The organism is Frateuria flava, assembly GCF_017837635.1.
Taxonomy (GTDB): Bacteria; Pseudomonadota; Gammaproteobacteria; order Xanthomonadales; family Rhodanobacteraceae; genus Frateuria_A; species Frateuria_A flava.
The window spans coordinates 14,057-32,919 of sequence record NZ_JAGJRS010000012.1; the positions used below are offsets into that span (position 1 = coordinate 14,057).

Annotated in this window: 18 protein-coding genes; 17 read left to right on the forward strand and 1 reads right to left on the reverse strand. The window is 68.5% G+C overall.

Features of this window, described 5'->3' with window-relative positions; genetic code table 11:
- The first annotated feature begins 146 nt into the window (after positions 1–146).
- The 15 genes from J7I44_RS05325 to J7I44_RS05395 all read left to right on the forward strand — a co-directional run bounded on the left by J7I44_RS05325 (position 147) and on the right by J7I44_RS05395 (position 16,766).
- Entirely contained in the window at positions 147–1,232 is a 1,086-nt protein-coding gene (locus J7I44_RS05325) for a TolB family protein (RefSeq protein WP_209616971.1), read from the forward strand.
- 190 nt (positions 1,233–1,422) lie between these two features.
- Positions 1,423–1,743, forward strand: a complete 321-nt coding sequence (locus J7I44_RS05330) for an STAS domain-containing protein (RefSeq protein ID WP_209616975.1) — start codon at positions 1,423–1,425, stop codon at positions 1,741–1,743.
- Positions 1,744–1,762: 19 nt separating this feature from the next.
- Positions 1,763–2,125, forward strand: coding sequence for a response regulator (locus tag J7I44_RS05335; RefSeq protein WP_209616977.1), 363 nt, complete (start codon positions 1,763–1,765; stop codon positions 2,123–2,125).
- Between the two features lie 16 nt (positions 2,126–2,141).
- The gene (locus J7I44_RS05340; RefSeq protein WP_209616980.1) at positions 2,142–4,121 is read left to right on the forward strand and encodes a chemotaxis protein CheA; all 1,980 of its coding nucleotides are present in this window, start codon (positions 2,142–2,144) and stop codon (positions 4,119–4,121) included.
- 209 nt (positions 4,122–4,330) lie between these two features.
- A complete protein-coding gene (locus J7I44_RS05345) occupies positions 4,331–6,025 on the forward strand; it encodes a methyl-accepting chemotaxis protein (protein ID WP_209616983.1) in 1,695 nt (564 codons plus the stop codon).
- Positions 6,026–6,121: 96 nt separating this feature from the next.
- The gene (locus J7I44_RS05350) at positions 6,122–6,595 is read left to right on the forward strand and encodes a chemotaxis protein CheW (RefSeq protein ID WP_209616987.1); all 474 of its coding nucleotides are present in this window, start codon (positions 6,122–6,124) and stop codon (positions 6,593–6,595) included.
- A 202-nt stretch (positions 6,596–6,797) separates the two neighbouring features.
- Positions 6,798–8,489, forward strand: a complete 1,692-nt coding sequence (locus J7I44_RS05355; protein WP_209616991.1) for a methyl-accepting chemotaxis protein — start codon at positions 6,798–6,800, stop codon at positions 8,487–8,489.
- Between the two features lie 50 nt (positions 8,490–8,539).
- Complete coding sequence (locus tag J7I44_RS05360) at positions 8,540–9,556, forward strand: porin family protein (protein ID WP_209616994.1); 1,017 nt, start codon at positions 8,540–8,542, stop codon at positions 9,554–9,556.
- 565 nt (positions 9,557–10,121) lie between these two features.
- Complete coding sequence (locus tag J7I44_RS05365) at positions 10,122–10,625, forward strand: chemotaxis protein CheW (RefSeq protein WP_245187952.1); 504 nt, start codon at positions 10,122–10,124, stop codon at positions 10,623–10,625.
- A gap of 12 nt (positions 10,626–10,637) precedes the next feature.
- Positions 10,638–12,365: a methyl-accepting chemotaxis protein gene (locus J7I44_RS05370; RefSeq protein ID WP_245187953.1), complete on the forward strand. Its 1,728-nt coding sequence runs from the start codon at positions 10,638–10,640 to the stop codon at positions 12,363–12,365.
- A gap of 3 nt (positions 12,366–12,368) precedes the next feature.
- Positions 12,369–13,244, forward strand: coding sequence for a CheR family methyltransferase (locus tag J7I44_RS05375; RefSeq protein ID WP_209617000.1), 876 nt, complete (start codon positions 12,369–12,371; stop codon positions 13,242–13,244).
- Positions 13,241–13,891: a chemoreceptor glutamine deamidase CheD gene (gene cheD / locus J7I44_RS05380; RefSeq protein ID WP_209617003.1), complete on the forward strand. Its 651-nt coding sequence runs from the start codon at positions 13,241–13,243 to the stop codon at positions 13,889–13,891. Before J7I44_RS05375 ends, cheD begins: the two co-directional genes overlap by 4 nt.
- Before the next feature lie 136 nt (positions 13,892–14,027).
- On the forward strand, positions 14,028–15,128 hold the full coding sequence (locus J7I44_RS05385) for a protein-glutamate methylesterase/protein-glutamine glutaminase (protein WP_209617006.1): 1,101 nt from the start codon (positions 14,028–14,030) through the stop codon (positions 15,126–15,128).
- Between the two features lie 16 nt (positions 15,129–15,144).
- A complete protein-coding gene (locus J7I44_RS05390) occupies positions 15,145–16,326 on the forward strand; it encodes a methyl-accepting chemotaxis protein (RefSeq protein WP_209617007.1) in 1,182 nt (393 codons plus the stop codon).
- Positions 16,327–16,466: 140 nt separating this feature from the next.
- The gene (locus tag J7I44_RS05395) at positions 16,467–16,766 is read left to right on the forward strand and encodes an STAS domain-containing protein (RefSeq protein ID WP_342451871.1); all 300 of its coding nucleotides are present in this window, start codon (positions 16,467–16,469) and stop codon (positions 16,764–16,766) included.
- 300 nt (positions 16,767–17,066) lie between these two features.
- On the opposite strand, the gene J7I44_RS05400 is transcribed toward J7I44_RS05395, so the two are convergent.
- Positions 17,067–17,393, reverse strand: a complete 327-nt coding sequence (locus J7I44_RS05400; protein ID WP_209617012.1) for a hypothetical protein — start codon at positions 17,391–17,393, stop codon at positions 17,067–17,069.
- Positions 17,394–17,502: 109 nt separating this feature from the next.
- Here J7I44_RS05400 and J7I44_RS05405 point away from each other — a divergent pair, with 109 nt between their 5' ends.
- Both J7I44_RS05405 and J7I44_RS05410 read left to right on the forward strand, forming a co-directional pair.
- Positions 17,503–18,087, forward strand: a complete 585-nt coding sequence (locus tag J7I44_RS05405) for an RNA polymerase sigma factor (protein ID WP_209617013.1) — start codon at positions 17,503–17,505, stop codon at positions 18,085–18,087.
- Complete coding sequence (locus J7I44_RS05410) at positions 18,084–18,530, forward strand: hypothetical protein (RefSeq protein ID WP_209617015.1); 447 nt, start codon at positions 18,084–18,086, stop codon at positions 18,528–18,530. The genes J7I44_RS05405 and J7I44_RS05410 overlap by 4 nt, the downstream gene beginning before the upstream one ends.
- Positions 18,531–18,863 lie beyond the last annotated feature (333 nt).

Genomic DNA, 18,863 nt, shown 5'->3' on the forward strand with positions numbered 1-18,863 from the left:
GGAGGCGTTGGGCGCACTGCACCGGCGCTGTTGGCTGCCCGTTGTCTCGATGTCGCCTCGCCCCTGCACGGCATTGCCTCGCGGGGACATGCCATGCCCGGGGCAGCCACGCAAAGCAGGGGGAACACACCCGCGAGGAACGTGGCATGAAAACGTCTGCTCTGCTTTATTCCGTGCTGGCCCTGACGGCGACCCTCGTGTCTGCGCCGAGCCCTTCGCACGCCGGCGTCGCGCAGGGCGATGCCGTGCTGGTGGCCCGCCAGCTCGTGGTGAACCACCAATACAAGGGAACCGGCTTTGCCGTGGTCGATACCCGGGGCCGCGAGGCTTACCTGATGCCCCCCGAGGAAGGCGTGGATCGCGACCCGGGCAGCTGGTCGCCCGCCGGTACGAACATCGTCTTCGAGGTGTCGCGTGACGACGGGCTTTCTCGCTCGCACTTGTGGGTGATGGATCGCCAAGGCGGCGGACTCAGGCGCATCACGCAGGGTATCGGTTTGCGTTCCCAACCGGTCTGGGGGCCCGGCGGCATTGCCTACGTCGAAAACTTCAACTGCCTGCACGTCGTTGGTGGGCAAGGGCAAAACCATCGGCGCCTGTTCTGCCTGCCCGAGGACGGCCTCATCGTCAGGCTGCAGTGGTCGCTGGACGGCAAGAGCGTGTTGTTCTTTGGCGAAAACGAGGTCGGCGGAGGCCTGGAACCCCCCACGGACCAAAGCATCTATCGGGTGGACATGCGCACGGGCCTGGCCACTCGTATCTTCCTGCGCCGACTGAACGGGCCTTCCAGTTCGCGTCTATACCTCTCGCCCGATGCCGCCTGGGCGGTCGACATCAACTACGACCGGGCCGAGCGATTCAGCCTGATCGAGCTGGCGACCGGGGCCGAGTCGGGGTTGGGCATTGACGGCCGCAGCCCGGTGTGGTCCCCGGACAGTCAGCGCCTCGCGTTCACCGGTCCCTTTGGCGTCCTCTACGTCATGGATGCGGCAGCCCGGCCCAGCGAACGGCGCCTGCGCAGGCTTACCAGCAATCCGCAGGACATCACGTTCGTGCCAGTCGCCTGGTCCAGGGACGGCACATGCCTGCTCGCCAACCGGCTGCACTACGTGGGCACGGGCGAGAACGCCTACACGGTGTCCGACCCGGTGATCTTCAACCTCGTCACCGGTGAGCGCACGCGCTTGCCGCAAGGGGCTGCCGTTGAACATGGCTGGTTCCAGCACGAGTAGCCACATGCCTTCGTAAACAACCGCTCCGGCTGGCCGAAACCCCGGACGACTGGCCCGCTTCGTGCAACGACGCGGGCCGACGGGTTTCTGTCGCGCGCCGTTGGGCGGCCTGGCGCGCGGGGGCTAAAGGCATCGGCCCTTGCGCCGATAAGGCCCTGTGCAGGGGCTCGGAACGAGCGGAGGTTCAGCCATGGGCAAAAAGAAACCAGAACACGACAGGCAGCCGGAAACGGTCGAGATCGGGCTGCCGGTCGATTGCCGGATGGCGGCGCAGGCGGCGTTGCTCAGCGACCTGCTGGGCGCACTGGACGCACCGGCCACGCAGCTGGACGGCCGCGCCGTCGAACGTGTCGACACCGCTGCCCTGCAGCTGTTGACGCTGTTCCGCCGCGAGGCGCTCTCGCGCGGGCGCGCGGTGAGCTGGCTGGGCGCGAGCACGACATTGTGCGAGGCGGCGGACACGCTCGGCCTCGTCCAGGCACTTGATCTACCGGTCGCCGCGGCGGCCTGAAAAAAACAGAGGAAAGACGATGGCAAAGATTCTTGCGGTGGACGATTCGGCGTCGATGCGCGGCATGGTGGCCTACACCCTGCGTGGTGCAGGCCATGAGGTGACCGAGGCGGAGAACGGCCAGCTGGCGCTGGACGCGGCCGCCGCCGGCGGCTTCGACCTGGTGCTGGCCGACGTCAACATGCCGGTGATGGACGGCATCAGCATGGTGCGCGAGCTGCGCACGCGCCCGGCCTACAAGGGCGTGCCCATCCTGATGCTGACCACCGAGTCGCACACGGACAAGAAGATGGAAGGCAAGGCCGCCGGCGCCACCGGCTGGCTGGTCAAGCCGTTCGACCCGGACCAGCTGCTGGCCACGGTCAAGCGCGTGCTCGGCTGAGCACGGAGAAACACCCATGAGCAACGCGGGCCTGGCGCAGTTCCAACAAGTGTTCATCGAGGAGAGCCTGGAAGGGCTCGACACGATGGAATCCTCGCTGCTCGCGCTGGACGAGGGCGGCGACGGGGAACTGGTGCACACCATCTTCCGCGCGGCGCACTCGATCAAGGGCGGCGCAGCCACCTTCGGTTTCCCGGAGATGGCTTCGTTCACCCATGAGGCCGAGTCCTTGCTGGACGAGGTGCGCGGCGGCAAGCGGGCGATCGACAAGCCGATCATCGAACTGATGCTGCGCTCGGTCGACTGCCTGCGCGGCATGTTCGACCGTGCCCGGGCCGGCGAACCGCTGAACGACGCCACGTCCGACGGCGTGCGCGGCGAGCTGGCGGCGATGATGGGCCGCGAGGCGCCCGCGCAGGCGGGTCCCGCCCGTCGCGCCGGCGACCAGGCCGGCGCCTGGATGATCCAGTTCAAGCCGCACGCGGGCATGCTCGCCAGCGGCAACGACCCGCTGCGGCTGATCCGCGAGCTGGCCGGGCTGGGCGAGCTCGTCGTCGAGGCCGACCTCTCGCGGCTGCCGGCGCTGGCCAGGCTGGACCCGTCCGAGTGCCACCTGGGCTGGAGCATCGAGCTCAAGGCGCCGGTCAGGCGCGAGGACATCGCCGCGGTGTTCGACTGGGTCGAGGACGAGTGCGACCTGTCCATCGAGCCCAAGCCGACTGCCGTGGTGACGCCCGCGCCGGCTCCGGCCGCTGCGCCCGCCCCGGCGAACATCGCCGATGCGGCCGCCGCGCGCGGCACGCGCGAGGCGAGCGCCGAGTCCAGTTCGGTGCGCGTGGCGATCGACAAGATCGACAGCATGATCAACCTGGTCGGCGAGCTGGTGATCACCCAGGCCATGCTCGACACCTTCCGCGAGGAGTTCGACCCCTCCCGGCTGCCCTTGCTGCAGCAGGGCCTGACCCAGCTCGCCCGCCACGCGCGCGAGCTGCAGGAAAGCGTGATGGGCATCCGCATGCTGCCCATCGCCTCGGTGTTCAACCGCTTCCCGCGCCTGGTGCGCGACCTGAGCCAGAAGCTCGGCAAGCAGGTGAAGCTGGACCTGCACGGCGAGCAGACCGAGCTGGACAAGACGGTGCTGGAGAAGATCGGCGATCCGATGGTGCACCTGGTGCGCAACGCGATCGACCACGGCCTGGAAGTCCCGGAGAAGCGCCGCGCCGCCGGCAAGCACGAGATGGGTACGCTCAAGCTCGATGCGTTCCATCGCGGCGGCAACATCGTGGTGGAAGTATCCGACGACGGCGCCGGGCTCAACCGCGAGGCGATCGTGCGCAAGGCCGTCGAGCGCGGGCTGATCAAGAGTGGCGATGGCCTCAGCGACGAGGCCGTCGGCGACCTGATCTTCCAGCCGGGCTTCTCCACTGCCGAAGTCACGACCGATCTTTCCGGTCGCGGCGTGGGCATGGACGTGGTCCGCCGCAACGTCTCCGACCTCGGCGGCAGCGTGGTCGTGCGCAGCAAGCCGGCGCAGGGCAGCGTGTTCACCATCACCCTGCCGCTCACGCTCGCGATCATCGACGGCCTCACCGCCGCGGTGGGCGAGGAGCGGTACATCGTCCCGCTGGTATCGATCATCGAATCGGTGCAGCTCAAGCCCGACGCGCTCAAGACCGTGGCCGGCGGCGGCGAACTGTTCCGCTTCCGCGGCGAGTACCTGCCGGTGCTGCGCCTGCACGAGCTGTTCGGTTGCGAAGGCGCCAAGCGCACGATCGAGGACGGGCTGCTGATCGTGGTCGAGGGCGACGGTTCCCGCGTGGGCCTGTTCGTCGACGGCCTGGTCGGCCAGCAGCAGGCGGTGGTCAAGTCGCTGGAAGCCAACTACCGCCGCGTGCAGGGCGTGTCCGGCGCGACCATCCTGGCCGATGGCTCGGTGGCGCTGATCGTGGACATCGCCGGACTGGTGCGCCTGCACGGTCGCCGCAAGGCGGCGTAAGCGCCCGGTTACACGGCACCACGGGGCTGGTCCGGGCATGACCGGCCAGCCCCGCACTATCTCCGGAGCCGTCCCGCTTGCGCGGACGCGCGGCGGGCACGACGCCCTCCCGTTCTTCCTCACGCCGCGGCCGGATGCGCGGCGTACCGGCGGCTGCGCCGGCCAGGGCCGGATGCCAGGTCCCCACGTAGTTCATTGCAGGCCTCTCCATGTTGTCCCCGTTGAAACTCCTCAATCGCCTGAGCCTCGCGGCGCGGGTGTGGCTGGTCATCGCCTTCGTGGTGGCCGGCTTGCTTTCCCTCACCGTGCTTTCGGCCTATGACAGCCGGCGCGTGCAGATGGATGCGCGCGTCAACGCGTTGCGCGACCAGGTAAACAGTGCCGTCACCATCGCCGACAGCTACCGCGCCCGCGTGCAATCGGGCGAGCTGACCGAGGAGGAGGCGCGCCGGCGCGCGCTGTCCACCATCAGCGCCATGCGCTGGGGCGACGGCAGCGGTTATCTGTTTGCGATCGACTCGGGCTACGTGCTGCGCATGCACCCTATGCGCCCGGCCGACGTGGGCCGGAACGTGCGCGAGGACACCGATCCGAGTGGCAAGACGCTGTACCAGTCGATGGTGACGGCCGACCATAAGGACGGCAGCGCCGTGGTCGAGTACGTCTGGCCGATGCCGCCGGACAAGAAGCTCGAGGGCAAGATCACCTATACCCAGTGGTACAAGCCCTGGGACCTGCATTTCGGCACCGGCGCTTACTACGTCGACATCAATGCCAAGTTCCGCCAGACGCTGATCGGCAGCCTGCTGCGCGCCGGTCTGGTCGGCCTGCTGGTGATCCTGGTGGTGTGGCAGTCGATGCGCAGCATCCGCAAGAGCATCGGCGGCGAGCCGGCGCGGGCGGTGGAGCTGGTCGGCCGGATGGCCGACGGTGACCTGGCGCTGGACGACGCCACCGACGGCGAGCCCGAAGCGGGCAGCCTGATGCACGCGATGCAACGCATGCGGCACAAGCTGATCGAGGTCGTCCACGGCGTGCAGCGCGGATCGCAGGTGGTGGCCACCGCGGCGGGCCAGATCGCACAGGGCAACGACGACCTGTCCCAGCGCACGCAGGAACAGGCCTCCAGCCTGGAGGAAACCGCCTCCTCGATGGAGGAAATGACTTCCACGGTGAAGCAGAGTGCCAGCAACGCCAGCCATGCCGACCAGCTCGCCCGCAGCGCGCGCCAGCAGGCCGAACGGGGTGGCGAAGTGGCCGTGCGCACCAGCGAGGCCATGCGCGAGATCGAACAGGCCAGCCGGCAGATCACCGACATCGTGCAGCTGATCGACGAGATCGCCTTCCAGACCAACCTGCTCTCGCTCAATGCCGCGGTGGAAGCGGCGCGTGCCGGCGAGCAGGGCCGCGGCTTCGCGGTGGTCGCCAGCGAGGTGCGCAACCTGGCACAGCGCTCGGCCGGCGCGGCCAAGGAGATCAAAACGCTGATCAGCGACAGCGTGGGCAAGGTGCAGGTCGGCTCGATGCTGGTCGCTGAATCGGGCGAAGTGCTCGCCGGTATCGTCGAGAGCGTCAACAAGGTCACCGACATCGTGGCCGAGATCGCCGCGGCCAGCCATGAACAGTCGAGCGGCATCGAGCAGGTCAACCGCGCGGTGATGCAGATGGACGAGGTCACGCAGCAGAACGCCGCGCTGGTCGAGGAAGCGGCCGCCGCCGCCCGTGCCATGCAGGACCAGGCCGACGCGCTGGAACGGCAGGTGCGCTACTTCCGCATTCCGGGTACGGCCGCGCAGGCCCCGGCAGCCACCCCGGCGCCGGCACGTCCGGCGGCGCCGCGCGCGGTGCGGGCTTCCGCCTCGCAGCGGCCGGTGGCGGTCGCCGGCGGATGGTCGGAATTCTGAATCGAGCCGGCGGCGGCACGCTCAAGTTGGTCAGTCGCCTGCCGATCACTTTGCACGGGGCGCCGCCAGGCGCACCCGATTTCGAGAGACCAGTCCATGTCCGAGAACGCCGGGAGCGAGGAGCTCCAATCGCAATACCTCACGGTCAACCTCGCCGAGGAAGAGTACGGGATCGACATCCTCGCGGTGCGCGAGATCCGTGGCTGGACGCAGGTGACCCGCATCCCGCAGTCCCCGCCGTACCTGCTGGGCGTGCTCAACCTGCGCGGCGCGATCGTGCCGGTGCTGGACCTGCGCCTGCGCTTCGGCGTCGCGCGCGAGGAATACACCCCGACCACGGTCACGGTGATCGTGGCGGTGGACGGGCGCAACTTCGGCATCGTGGTCGATGCGGTGTCCGACGTGCTCGACGCGGCGGACTCGGAGGTGCGGCCGGTGCCCGACATGGGCACGACGGTGGATACCGAATACCTCAAGGGCCTGATCGGCGTCGACGAGCGCATGGTGCTGCTGCTCGACGTGGATCGCCTGCTGCGGTTGCACGACAGGCCGCTGGAGGCCGCTGCCTGAGCTGTTCGCGCCTGCCGTGAGGCCAGGCGCTCGATGTCTCCCCTGCATGCCTGCCGGCCACGGAAGCTGGCGGCGTCGCCCCCCCCCGTAGTCCCGCATTGCCGGCGTTCGCGCCGATCCCATGCTGGCCGTCCCCGCGGCCAGGAGCAGCAACGCAACGTGGCGCCGGGTGCGCCGACGGTCGACATCAACGAGGTCCGGTATGCAGTTCCCGAAACAATGGTCGTTGGCCCGCCTGAGCCTGAATGCGCGGGTGGCCCTGGTCGTGGTGGTGGTGGTGGCAGGCCTGGTCGGCCTGACCGTGCTCAGCGCGTTCGATAACCGCGCGCAGCAGATGACCAGCCTGGAAAAACTGTTGCAGAGCGAAATCGAGTCCGCCGTTTCGGTGGCCGACCGATGGCACGAGCGCGCCACCAAGGGCGAGCTGACCGACGAGGAGGCCAGGGGCAAGGCGCTGGAGCAGATCCTCGCCATGCGCTGGGATGGCGGCACCGGCTACATCTTCGCCTTCGACACCGACCTGGTGATGCGCATGCATCCGCTCAAGCCGGCATTGGTCGGCAAGAGCATCGCCGACGAGACCGACTTCAAGGGCATGCCCCACTACCGGATGATGCGCGACGCCAACCTCAAGGACGGCCACGACCTCATCCGCTATACCCAGAAAATGCCCGACGGCAGCGGCAAGGACAAAATCACCTACACGCAGCTGTTCAAGCCCTGGGGCCTCAACTTCGCCGCCGGCGCCTACTTCGAGGACATCGACGCCAACTTCCGCCACGGGTTGATGGTCGACCTGGGCAAGGCCGGCGTGGTCGGCCTGCTGGTGATCCTGATGGTGTGGCTGTCGATGCGCAGCATCCGCAAGAGCATCGGCGGCGAGCCTGCGTTCGCCGTGGCCATGGCCGGGCGCATCGCCGATGGCAACCTGTGCGTGCAGCCGGGCGAGCCGGCCGTCACCGAGGGCAGCCTGCTCGAGGCGCTGATGCGCATGCGCACCCGGCTGGTGACGATCGTGGGCGAAGTGCAGGGCAGCTCGCAGGCAGTCAGCACCGCGGCACAGCAGATCGCGCGCGGCAACGACGACCTGTCCCAGCGTACGCAGGAGCAGGCCTCCAGCCTGGAGGAAACCGCCTCCTCGATGGAGGAGATGACCGCCACCGTCAAGCAGAGCGCGGACAACGCCGGGCAGGCCAGCCAGCTGGCCAACGGCGCGCGCGTGCAGGCCGAGCGCGGCGGCGAGGTGGCCTCCCGGGCCAGCGCCGCCATGCGCGAGATCGAGCAGGCCAGCCGCCAGATCACCGAGATCGTGCAGCTGATCGACGAGATCGCCTTCCAGACCAACCTGCTCTCGCTCAACGCGGCCGTGGAAGCAGCGCGCGCCGGCGAACAGGGGCGCGGCTTCGCGGTCGTTGCCAGCGAGGTGCGCAGCCTGGCCCAGCGCAGCGCCAACGCCGCCCGCGAGATCAAGTCGCTGATCGGCGACAGCGTGGAGAAGGTAAAGGTCGGTTCCACGCTGGTGGCCGAGTCCGGGCAGGCGCTGTCCGGGATCATCGAGAGCGTCAAGAAAGTGACCGACGTGGTCGCCGAAATCGCTGCCGCCAGCCAGGAGCAGTCGACCGGCATCGACCAGGTCAACCATGCGGTCACCCAGATGGACGAGGCGACCCAGCAGAACGCCGCGCTGGTCGAAGAAGCCTCGGCGGCCGCCCGCGCCATGCAGGAACAGGCCGATGCCATGAAGCGGCAGATGCTGTTCTTCCGTGTCGATGCCGCGGCGGTCGACGCCGTGGCGCAGGCGCGCCCTGTCGACGCCGCCGCGCATCCGCGCCACGCGGCAGCGCGCCCTGCGCGCACCCTGGCCGCCGTGGCCGGGGCGTGGACCGAATTCTGATTCCCCGAAATCCCGGCGCCGCCACGGCGGCGCCCTTGTCGAGCAAACCCATGAAATCTGTATCCAAAGCGGCCCTGTGCCTGGCCCTGGGCGCGGCGTTGGCCGCACCGGCGGCGCAGGCCGGCGAGTTCACCCTCGGCGGCAAGATCTACGCCGACGCCAGCCAGATCCAGCAGCACGACCGCGTCACCGGGGCCCGCAGCAGCGACACCGACGCCGACCTCAAGCGGATGTACCTGGACGCCGACTATGCGTTCGACCCGGCCTGGTCGGTGCACGTGACCGGCGACGTCAACTGGCTTCGCGGCGAGCGCGACCCGGACCTCTGGCTCAAGCACGCCTACGTGCAGCGCAAGTTCGGTGCCTCCGCGCAAGTGCGGCTGGGTGTGGACGACATGCCGTGGATCACCCTTGGCAGCCAGTGGTATGGCTATCGCTACATCGACGCGCTGTCGACCTCGATGCAGAAGATCGACGACGCGGCGGACTGGGGCGTGCACCTGAAGGGCGTGCTCGCGCCGAAACTGGATTACGCCGTGGCGGTCGTCACCGGTGCCGGCTACAAGCGTCCCTCGCACGGCCGCCGCGCCGACGTCGAAGCGCTGCTGGCCTACCACCCGGGCGCGCACACGGTGCTCGCGCTGGGTGGCTACGACGGCCAGCAGGGCGAGGACGGTGACCTGGTGCCGCTGTACCACACCGCGCGGCGGGTCGACCTGATGGCCGCCTACGCCGACGACACCTGGCGGCTGGGCGTGCGCTACGCCTATGCCAGCAACTGGGGCGGAGTGCACCGCGCGTCCAGCGAGCGCGGCCGCAGCTGGTCGACCTGGGGCAGCGTGCAGGTGGCCAGGCAATGGAGCCTGTTCGCCCGCTACGACCGCATGCAGCCCAAGCGGCTGCAGGATCCCGGCCAGCGCACCTGGTACGCCAACGCCGGCATCGAGTGGAAACCGGCCAAGCGCCTGCGCCTGGCGCTGGTGGCCAAGCGCAACGCCGTGGAGCGCCACGGGCGCGAGTTGCGCAACGGCGATGAGCTCGGTGTCTGGTCGGAGATTTCCTTCTAGACGCTCTGCAGCTGTTTTCCCCCGCGGGAGCGGCCGCGGATTTGAAGCCCTCTCCCCTCCGGGGAGAGGGTTTGGGTGAGGGGCCGGGGCTCGCGGGGAAGCTGGCTAATGCGTTCCAACCCCGAGCGCCTGCCCGCTGGCAGGTGGGCCTTTCGCCAGGCCGCCCCCTCACCCCAGCCCTCTCCCCGGAGGGGAGAGGGAGCCGAGGCGGTAAGGTGTTTCGCCAGTGGCAGGAGTGGCGCCGATCTGAAGCCCTCTCCCCTCCGGGGAGAGGGTTTTGGGTGAGGGGCCGGGGCTCGCGGGGAAGCTGGTTGGTGCGTCCCAATCCGAAGCGCCTGCCGGCGTGCAGGTGAGCCTTTCGCCAGGCAGTCCCCTCACCCCAGCCCTCTCCCCGGAGGGGAGGGAGCCGAGACGGCGAAGTCCTTCGCCCATAGGGCGGATGAGCGACACCGATCCGTGACCTGGCGCCCTTTCCCGCCAAGGCCCGCCTCAAGTTCGCAGCCACGTCGCCGACACAGCCTTGGAAGACGGAATCCCGCAGGCCTCCGTCAAAGGTCATTGCCCCATGTACGCAGACAAACCAGGTGCACCATCGGTGCAGCAACTCACTTTCAGCCTGGCAGGTGAGGAATACGGACTGGACATCCTCGCCGTACGCGAAATCCGCGGCTGGACGCCGGTCACCCGCATCCCGCAGGCCCCCCACTACGTGCTCGGCGTGCTCGACCTGCGGGGCACGGTCGTGCCGGTGCTCGATCTGCGCCTTCGCTTCGGACTGGTCCGGGACGAATACCCGCCCACCACGGTCACGGTGATCGTGACGGTGGCAGGGCGTCCGTTCGGCGTGGTCGTCGATGCCGTCTCGGACGTAGTCGACGTCCAGCCCGACCAGATCAGGCCGGTGCCGGACATGGGCACCACGGTGGACACCGAATACCTACGGGGACTGACCGCGGTGCAGGGCCGGATGGTGCTGCTGCTGGACGTGGACAAGCTGTTGCATCCCCAGGATGCGCGAATGCTGGAAGCCGCTTTGCCCGCGGCCGATGAACTAGAAGCCGTGGCCTGACAGGAACCACCGATGAAACTGCCGAAAATCAAATTCAAGATTCCCTCCCTCACCGTGCGCGGCCGGCTGCGGCTGGTCATGGGCATGCTGATGTTGATGCTCGTCGGTGGTGCCGTGATCGGCATCGGCTCGATGCAGCTGCAGAACGAGGGTATGCGCACGATGTACGAGGGCGAACTGGTGCCGGCGCAGACCGTCCAGCGCATGCGCTCGACCTCGCTGATGCAGTTCATCGTGCTGGGCGAGGCCGCCAAGCTGGTCACGCAGGCGCCGCAGCTGAAGCAGAAGCTCGCCGACTACGCTGAGCAGGAGAAGAAGTTCCTCGAACTGAAAAAGCAGTTCGACGCGGCGCCCAAGAGCGAAAAGGTCGCGGCCGAGTACAAAAAGTACATGTCCTTCGAGGAGGACTACCTCACTGGCCTGAAGGACATGACCGATGCGCTGAATCAGCACGACGAAGCCGCCGGCGACGTGCTCGACATGGAGGTGCGCCCGCTGATGATGATGCGCCTGGAAGTGCTCGACAAACTGGTCAACCTGCAGCGCGATGAAGCGCTGGAGGCCTACCAGGCGCAGGTGTCGCGCTTCAAGGTGATCCGCGCGATCAGCATCGGCGCACTTACCGCCGGCCTGTTGCTGGCGCTGTGGATGGCGCTCTCGCTTAGCCGTTCGATCATCGGCACGCTGACCTACGCCGGCCGGGTCGCCCGTGAAATCGCCCAGGGCAAGCTCGGCCACGCCATCGAGGTCAAGCGCAACGACGAGCTGGGCCAGTTGCTGGAAGCGTTCCGCAGCATGGACGAGCGCCTGTCCGCGATCGTCGGCGAAGTGCGCCAGGGCTCCGGTGCAGTGAGCACCGCCGCCCAGCAGATCGCCCGCGGCAACGACGACCTTTCGCAGCGTACGCAGGAGCAGGCCTCCAGCCTGGAGGAAACCGCCTCCTCGATGGAGGAGATGACCTCCACCGTCAAGCAGAACGCCGAGAACGCCAGCCACGCCAACCAGCTGGCCCGCGGCGCCCGCGAGCAGGCCGAGCGCGGAGGCGAAGTGGCCTCGCAGGCGGTGGTGGCGATGAAGGAGATCAACGCCTCCAGCCGCAAGATTTCCGACATCGTCAGCCTGATCGACGAGATCGCCTTCCAGACCAACCTGCTCTCGCTCAACGCGGCGGTGGAAGCGGCGCGTGCCGGCGAGCAGGGCCGCGGCTTCGCCGTGGTCGCCACCGAGGTGCGCAACCTGGCGCAGCGCTCGGCCGGTGCGGCCAAGGAGATCAAGGCGCTGATCAACGACAGCGCAGAGAAGGTCAGGACCGGTTCGGAGCTGGTCGACCAGTCCGGCAAGGCGCTCGCCGAGATCGTCGACAGCGTCAAGAAGGTCACCGACATCGTGGCCGAGATCGCCGCGGCCAGCCAGGAGCAGTCGGCCGGCATCGACCAGGTCAACCACGCCGTGCTGCAGATGGACGAGATGACCCAGCAGAACGCTGCGCTGGTGGAGGAGGCCGCCGCGGCCGCCCGTGCCATGCAGGAGCAGGCTGGCGAGCTGTCCCGGCAGGTCGCGTTCTTCCGTCTCGATGGCGACGCCGCGCCGGCGTCCGCGCCGGCGAAGCCGCAGGCCGCCTCGGTCGTGGCCGAAGCCGAGGCGGTGTTTGCCGCCGTGCGCAACACCCCGGTGCGCGCTGCCCGCGCGGCCGAGCCGGCCGCGGTGACCGCCGATGCCGGCGCGTGGAAGGAGTTCTGAGCGATGAATGCGGTCGCCAGCCATGACAACACGATGGCCGGCGTCGCCGGCCCCGTGCTCGGCGACGGCGAGTTCCGGTTCCTGCGCGAGTTCGTGTACGAGCACTGCGGCATTGCGCTGAGCGAACAGAAGCGCCAGCTGGTGCAGGGGCGCCTGGTGCGCCGCCTGCGCGCGCTGGGCATGAAGGGCTTCGACGCCTACTGCGAGCTGTTGCGCGCCGATCCGGAAAGCGAGCTGGGCGAGCTGGCCAGCGCGATCAGCACCAACGTCACCTCGTTCTTCCGTGAGGTGCACCATTTCGAGGTTTTGGCCGACGACCTGCTGCCGCGCTGGCTGGACCAGAAGCGGCGCGAGGGCGACCGCCTGCGCATCTGGTCGGCCGGCTGCTCCAGCGGCGAGGAACCCTATTCGCTGGCGATGGTGCTGGCCGAGGCGCTGGAGCGCTGCGGCCGCAGCATCGACGCGAAGATCCTGGCAACCGACCTGTCGCCCGCGGCGCTGGCCGCCGCGCAGAAGGGCGTCTATCCGGTCGAGCGGCTGGAAGGCGTCAGCGCCGAACGGCGCCGGCGCTGGTTCCTTCGCGGCGAGGGCGAATACGCCGGCCTGGCCTGCGTGCATCCGAAGCTGCGCGAGCTGGTTACCATCCTGCCGCTCAACCTGCTGCACGAATGGCCCATGCAGGGGACGTTCGACGCGATTTTCTGCCGTAACGTGGTGATCTATTTCGACCAGCCCACCAAGCAGAAACTGTTCCGCCGCTTTGCGCGGCTGCTGCCCCCGGGGGCGCCGCTGTTCCTGGGGCACTCCGAGTCCATGCACGGTCTCTCCGACGAGTTCGAACTGATCGGTCGCACCATCTATCGGAAGAAGACTGCATGACCCAGGTTGCCGCGAGCCTGCCTTTCGGCCAGGCGATCGCACCCGCCTTACCCGGTTTCGAACACCTGCGCAGGTTCTGGGACCCGACCCAGCAGTGCGTCACCGCCAAGGTGCTGCCGGGCGAGTTCTACGTGAGCACGCAGGAGGAGATGATCTCCACCGTGCTGGGCTCATGCATCGCCGCCTGCATCCGCGACAGGCGCCGGCGCGTGGGCGGCATGAACCACTTCATGCTGCCCGAGCCGGTAGGCGAGCGCGACAGCTGGTCGGCCGCGATCGGCCGCGCCGCACGCTACGGCTCCGATGCGATGGAGCAATTGATCAACGCCATTCTCAAGGCCGGCGGGCGCCGCGAAGATCTGGAAGTGAAAGTGTTCGGCGGCGGACGCGTGCTGGCGCAGATGACCGACGTGGGTCGGCGCAACATCGAATTCGTCCAGCGCTACCTGGCGACGGAGCGGCTGGATGTTGCCGCCTCCGATCTGGGCGACGTGTATCCGCGCCAGGTCCAGTACTTCCCCGCCAGCGGCAAGGTACGCGTGCGCCAGCTACGCGGTACGCGCGATGCGCAGCTGGTCGACGGCGAGCGCGTTTACCTCAAGCGTTTGGCAAACGATCCGATAAAGGGAGAGGTGGAGCTCTTCTGACACGGTGGCGCTGGGCCGTGGGGGCGCGGCATCTGCCGTTCCCGCGGCGCCCACCGCAGGCGCAGGCGGATCAACGCCCTCACGACCCAGCGCCATCGCTCCACTTCATTTCAAAGGCAAGCTCGAGACATACGGCATGGATAAGGTGCGAGTTCTGGTAGTCGACGATTCCGCACTGGTGCGCAAGCTCCTGTCGACCATGCTTGCCTCCGATCCGCAGATCGAGGTGGTCGGCACCGCCGCCGATCCACTGATCGCGCGCGACAAGATCAAGCAGTTGAACCCGGACGTGCTGACGCTCGACGTCGAGATGCCGCGCATGGATGGGCTGACCTTCCTCGAAAACCTGATGCGCCTGCGGCCGATGCCGGTGGTGATGGTGTCCTCGCTGACCGAGCAGGGCGCCGACGTCACCCTGCGGGCGCTGGAACTGGGTGCGGTGGACTTCTTCACCAAGCCGTCCAGCGACCTGGCGAACGTGTTCGCGGCCAGTGCGCAGGACATCTGCGCCAAGGTCAAGACCGCCGCGCGCGCGAAGCCCCGCGCGCGCACCGCAGTGCGCAAGCTCGACGTGGCGCCGCGGCTGTCGGCCGATGCCGTGCTGCCGCTGTCGCAGTCGGCCGGCACGCGCGGCGGCAGCCCGATCATCGCGATCGGCGCATCGACCGGCGGTACCGAGGCGATTCGCGCGGTGCTGGAGGCGATGCCGCCGGATGCGCCGCCGGTCGTCATCACCCAGCACATTCCCGCGGCCTTCAGCGGCCCGTTCGCCACCCGCATGGACAACTGCTCGGCGATGCGCGTGTGCGAGGCGCGCGATGGCCAGCCGATCCAGCAGGGCCACGCCTACATCGCGCCCGGGGCGCAGCACCTGCTGGTGATGTGGGATGGCGCCAAGTACGTCTGCCGTCTGCACGACGGTCCGCCGGTGAACCGGCACAAGCCCAGCGTCGACGTGCTGTTCCGCTCGATGGCGGCCAGCGTGGGCAAGGCGGCGGTCGCCGCGTTGCTCACCGGCATGGGCGACGACGGCGCTCGCGGGCTGCTGGAACTGTCCCAGGCCGGCGCCGCCACGCTGGTGCAGGACGAAGACACTTCGGTGGTGTGGGGCATGCCCGGCGCCGCCTGGAAGCTCGGCGCCGCCCGCGAAGCGCTTCCGCTGGACCAGATTGCCGCGCGCCTGCTCAAGCTGGCGCGCCAACCCCTCGACAGCGCGTTACGCGCGGCCACCCTTTGATCACGGAAGAGATTCCATGAACGCCATCCTCTCCTTCTTCCACACCCGCCACCTGGTCGGTCTAGCGGCCAGCGCCGCGGCGCTGCTGGTCAGCCTGCTCTGGCACCCGGCCTGGCTCGCGCCGGTGCTGGTCATCGCGCTGGCTGCCGTCTGGATCGTCGATGCACGCCGCAGCGCGGCCGCCGCCGAGGTGGTGTTGCCCGAGGCGGTCGATCCCACGCCGGTACGTGAGGCGCTGGAAGACGTGCGCAGCGCGCTGGTCGACGAGCTCGGCCACGCCACGCGCGAATTGCACCAGGGCCTGGACCTGTTGCGCGACGCCGTCCAGGAGCTTGGCGGCGGTTTCGATGGCCTGTCGCAGAAGACCGGCCTGCAGCAGTCGCTGCTCAAGCAGATCATCGACGTGCAGAACGGCGGCGTGTCGGTGCAGGACTTCGCCGCGCGCACGTCCGATCTGCTGGAGCATTTCGTCGGCATGATCGTGCAGATGTCGCGCGAGAGCCTGCGCATCGTCTACCGCATCGACGGCATGGCGAAGGAAATGGACGCGGTGTTCGGCCTGCTCAGGAACGTCAACACGATTGCCGAGGAAACCAACCTGCTGGCGCTGAACGCCTCGATCGAGGCGGCGCGCGCCGGTGAATCCGGCCGCGGCTTCGCGGTGGTCGCCGGCGAGATCCGCAACCTGGCGAGCAACTCCAACCAGTTCAACGAGCAGATCGGCAGCCACGTCGAGCGCGCCCGCGCCGCGATGGAACAGTTGCGCGGGCTGGTTGGCACGATGGCGTCGCAGGATCTCAACGTGGCGCTGTCGGCCAAGGGCGGCATCGACGCGATGATGGCGCACGTGACCGAGTCCGATGCGCGCACGAATGCGGTGGCCGACCAGGTGGTGGAGATCAACCGCGGCCTGGGCTCGGACGTCTCCACCACGATTCGCTCGCTGCAGTTCGAGGACATCCTGAGCCAGCTGCTGCAGCAGACCCGCACCCGCCTGGTCGAACTGCAGGAAGTCACCGCCGACTGCACCCGCGACATCGAGGAGCTGGCTTGCAGCCGGATCGACGCCGAGGCGCTGGAAACCCGGGCCCAGCGCGTGCGCGCGCGCCTGGCAGTGCAGCGCGAGAAGGCCCGCCTGCGCTCGCGCGGCCCCGCGCTGCAGAGCTCGATGGACGCCGGCGAGATCGAGTTGTTCTAAAGGAACCGGGAAGCGACCGTTCCCGTGCTCCAGGGCGTCATTCCCGCGAGAGCGGGAATCCATCGTGCTCTGGTGCAGGACGGCCCAAATGGATTCCCGCTTTGGCGGGAATGACGAGCAAAACAGAGGCACCCATGAGCATCAACGTCCACCACGACAGCGACACCGACTGCCTGACCCTGCACCTGGGCGAGCACTTCGACTTCAGCATGCACCGCGACTTCCACGACGCGTGCCTGGGCACCGGGGTCAAGGCACGCAGCTACGTGATCGACCTGGGCGAGGTCACCCGCATGGACAGCTCAGCACTGGGCATGTTGTTGCTGCTGCGCGAACACGCCGGCGCCGACCGCGCCGAGATCCGCATCGTCAACGCCCGCGACGAACTGCGCGGCACGCTGCGTGTGGCCGGCTTCGAGAAGCTGTTCGTGCTGCACTGAACCCAGCGCCCTCTCCCCCTTCCGGGGAGGCGGCCGCAGCTCGGACGCTCTGGCTCCCTCACCCCTTCCGGGGAGGCGGCCGGAGCTTGGACGCTCTGGCTCCCTCTCCCCTCCGGGGAGAGGGTTGGGGTGAGGGGCCGGGGCTCGCCGGAAACCCCCCGTGCCGGCTGAGCCTTCGCCGGCCCAACCCACAACGAAAAAGGGCAAAAGCCCGACCTGCCGCATTCGGATCGGACCTCCCCGCGAGCCCCGCCCCGCACACCCGCTCTCTCCCCGAGGGGAAGAGGGAGCAGAGCGGGCTCAGGCCAGCTTGCGCGCAACCGCGTAGAACACCAGATTGCCCAGCCCGGTCGCGCCGGCGAGCACGGCAACTACGCCCGGGGTCAGGTCCTGCCAGCCGAACGCCTGGATCAGCCCGAAGCCGATCGCCAGCGCCAACAGCACGATGCCCCAATGCAGCGAGGCATGCCGGCGGCGCAGCTCATCGCCCTGCAGGACCGAACGCACCAGTTCCTCCGAGCCGCCCACCGTGACCATCTGCCGACGCACCCGTGCGTCGACGATCGCCTTGATGGCGTAGGCAATGCAGACGAACAGGGTAATGGGGATGAGGACATCGAAATTCATGGTCTTGGCTCCGTGGTGAAGGGGTTCGGCACAAGAGAGACGACGACCACCTCGGCGGTTGCATGCCGGCACTTGCAACCGTTGGGCTCCCGCGCGTATCCCAAAGGCGATGGACGAGCGCTCCCCAACCAACCCGGACCGCGAACTGGTCGATGCCGTGCTGCGCGGCGCGCCTGGCGCGTTCGAGCGCCTCGTGCGTGCTTACCAGGGGCTGTGCTGGCACATCATCTATCGCATGGTGCGTCATCCGGAGGACGCGCAGGAGCTGTGCCAGGAGACCTTCCTGCGCGTGCACCAGTGCCTGCACCAGTACCGCTACGAGAGCGCGCTGAAATCCTGGATCGGGCAGGTCGCCTACTCGATCGCGCTGCGCCACCTGCAGCGCAAGCGCATCCCGCTGTTCGAGCCGGTCGCGGACGAGGAGACCGCCTCGCCGCTGGAGAACCTCGGTAGCGAGTTCGACCTGGAGCAGGCCCTGGGCGACGCGCAGGTCGCGCGCCGCCTGCATGCGGCGATCGACACGCTGCCGCCGGTGCAGCGCGCGGTACTCACGCTCTACCATCTGGAAGAGGCCAGCATTCCGGAGATCGCCACGATCACCGGCCTGGCCACCGGCACCATCAAGAGTCACCTGTTCCGCGCCCGCCTGAGCCTTCGTGGCGTACTGGAAGGCGCGCTGGGAGTTGCCGTATGAGCCACGATCCGCGTTTGCCCGCATCCGACGAGCAGGAATGGTCCGCGCAGGAGCGCGCGCTTGCCGAGCAGCGCGACGGTGCCGCCGCGGCCGGAGGCGACCTGCGGCTGCGCAGCTATCGCCTGGTGGCCCGGGTGCTGGCCCAGCCGCTGCAGGAGCAATTGCCACCGGACTTCGCGCGGCAGGTCGCTCGGCGGGCGCAGCAGGCGGCCGAGCCTGCCGATACCCGGCTGGAGCAAGGGTTGCTCACGTTTCTCGTCGCGTTGATGCTGGTGGCCGGACTGGTTTGGATGCTTGTATCGGGCGACCCGTGGCTGCAGTCCCTCGCCCCCGGCCCGCTCGGCACGCTGGTGGCCGAGCCGTGGATGTGGGCGCTGGCCGCGTGCCTGGCATTCACCCGTGTTTCCCGCCACTGGTGGCTGCACCGCGACCTGCACGCTTGATGCACGAGATCCCTCCCGTTGGCGGGTAGCGACCCGGGAACGCGGCGTTGCATTCGATCCTTCCCCCGTTCACGGGGGAAGGTGCCCAACGGGCGGATGGGGGAGACCTTGCGAAAGGCCCCCATACATCCCGCCCAAGGGCGCCCCCATCCGCCTGTCGGCACCTTCCCCCCCGCGTTCGCGGGGGAAGGACCAGGGAGCGTAGCCTTGCGCGGTATTCCTTCCCCGCGTTAGCGGGGGGAAGTGCCCGGGAACGCGGCCTTGCGCCCTGAAGTGGCCTAATGACCTTGGACACCCGATAGGATGAATTTCCTACCGAGGTGACACGTGGCA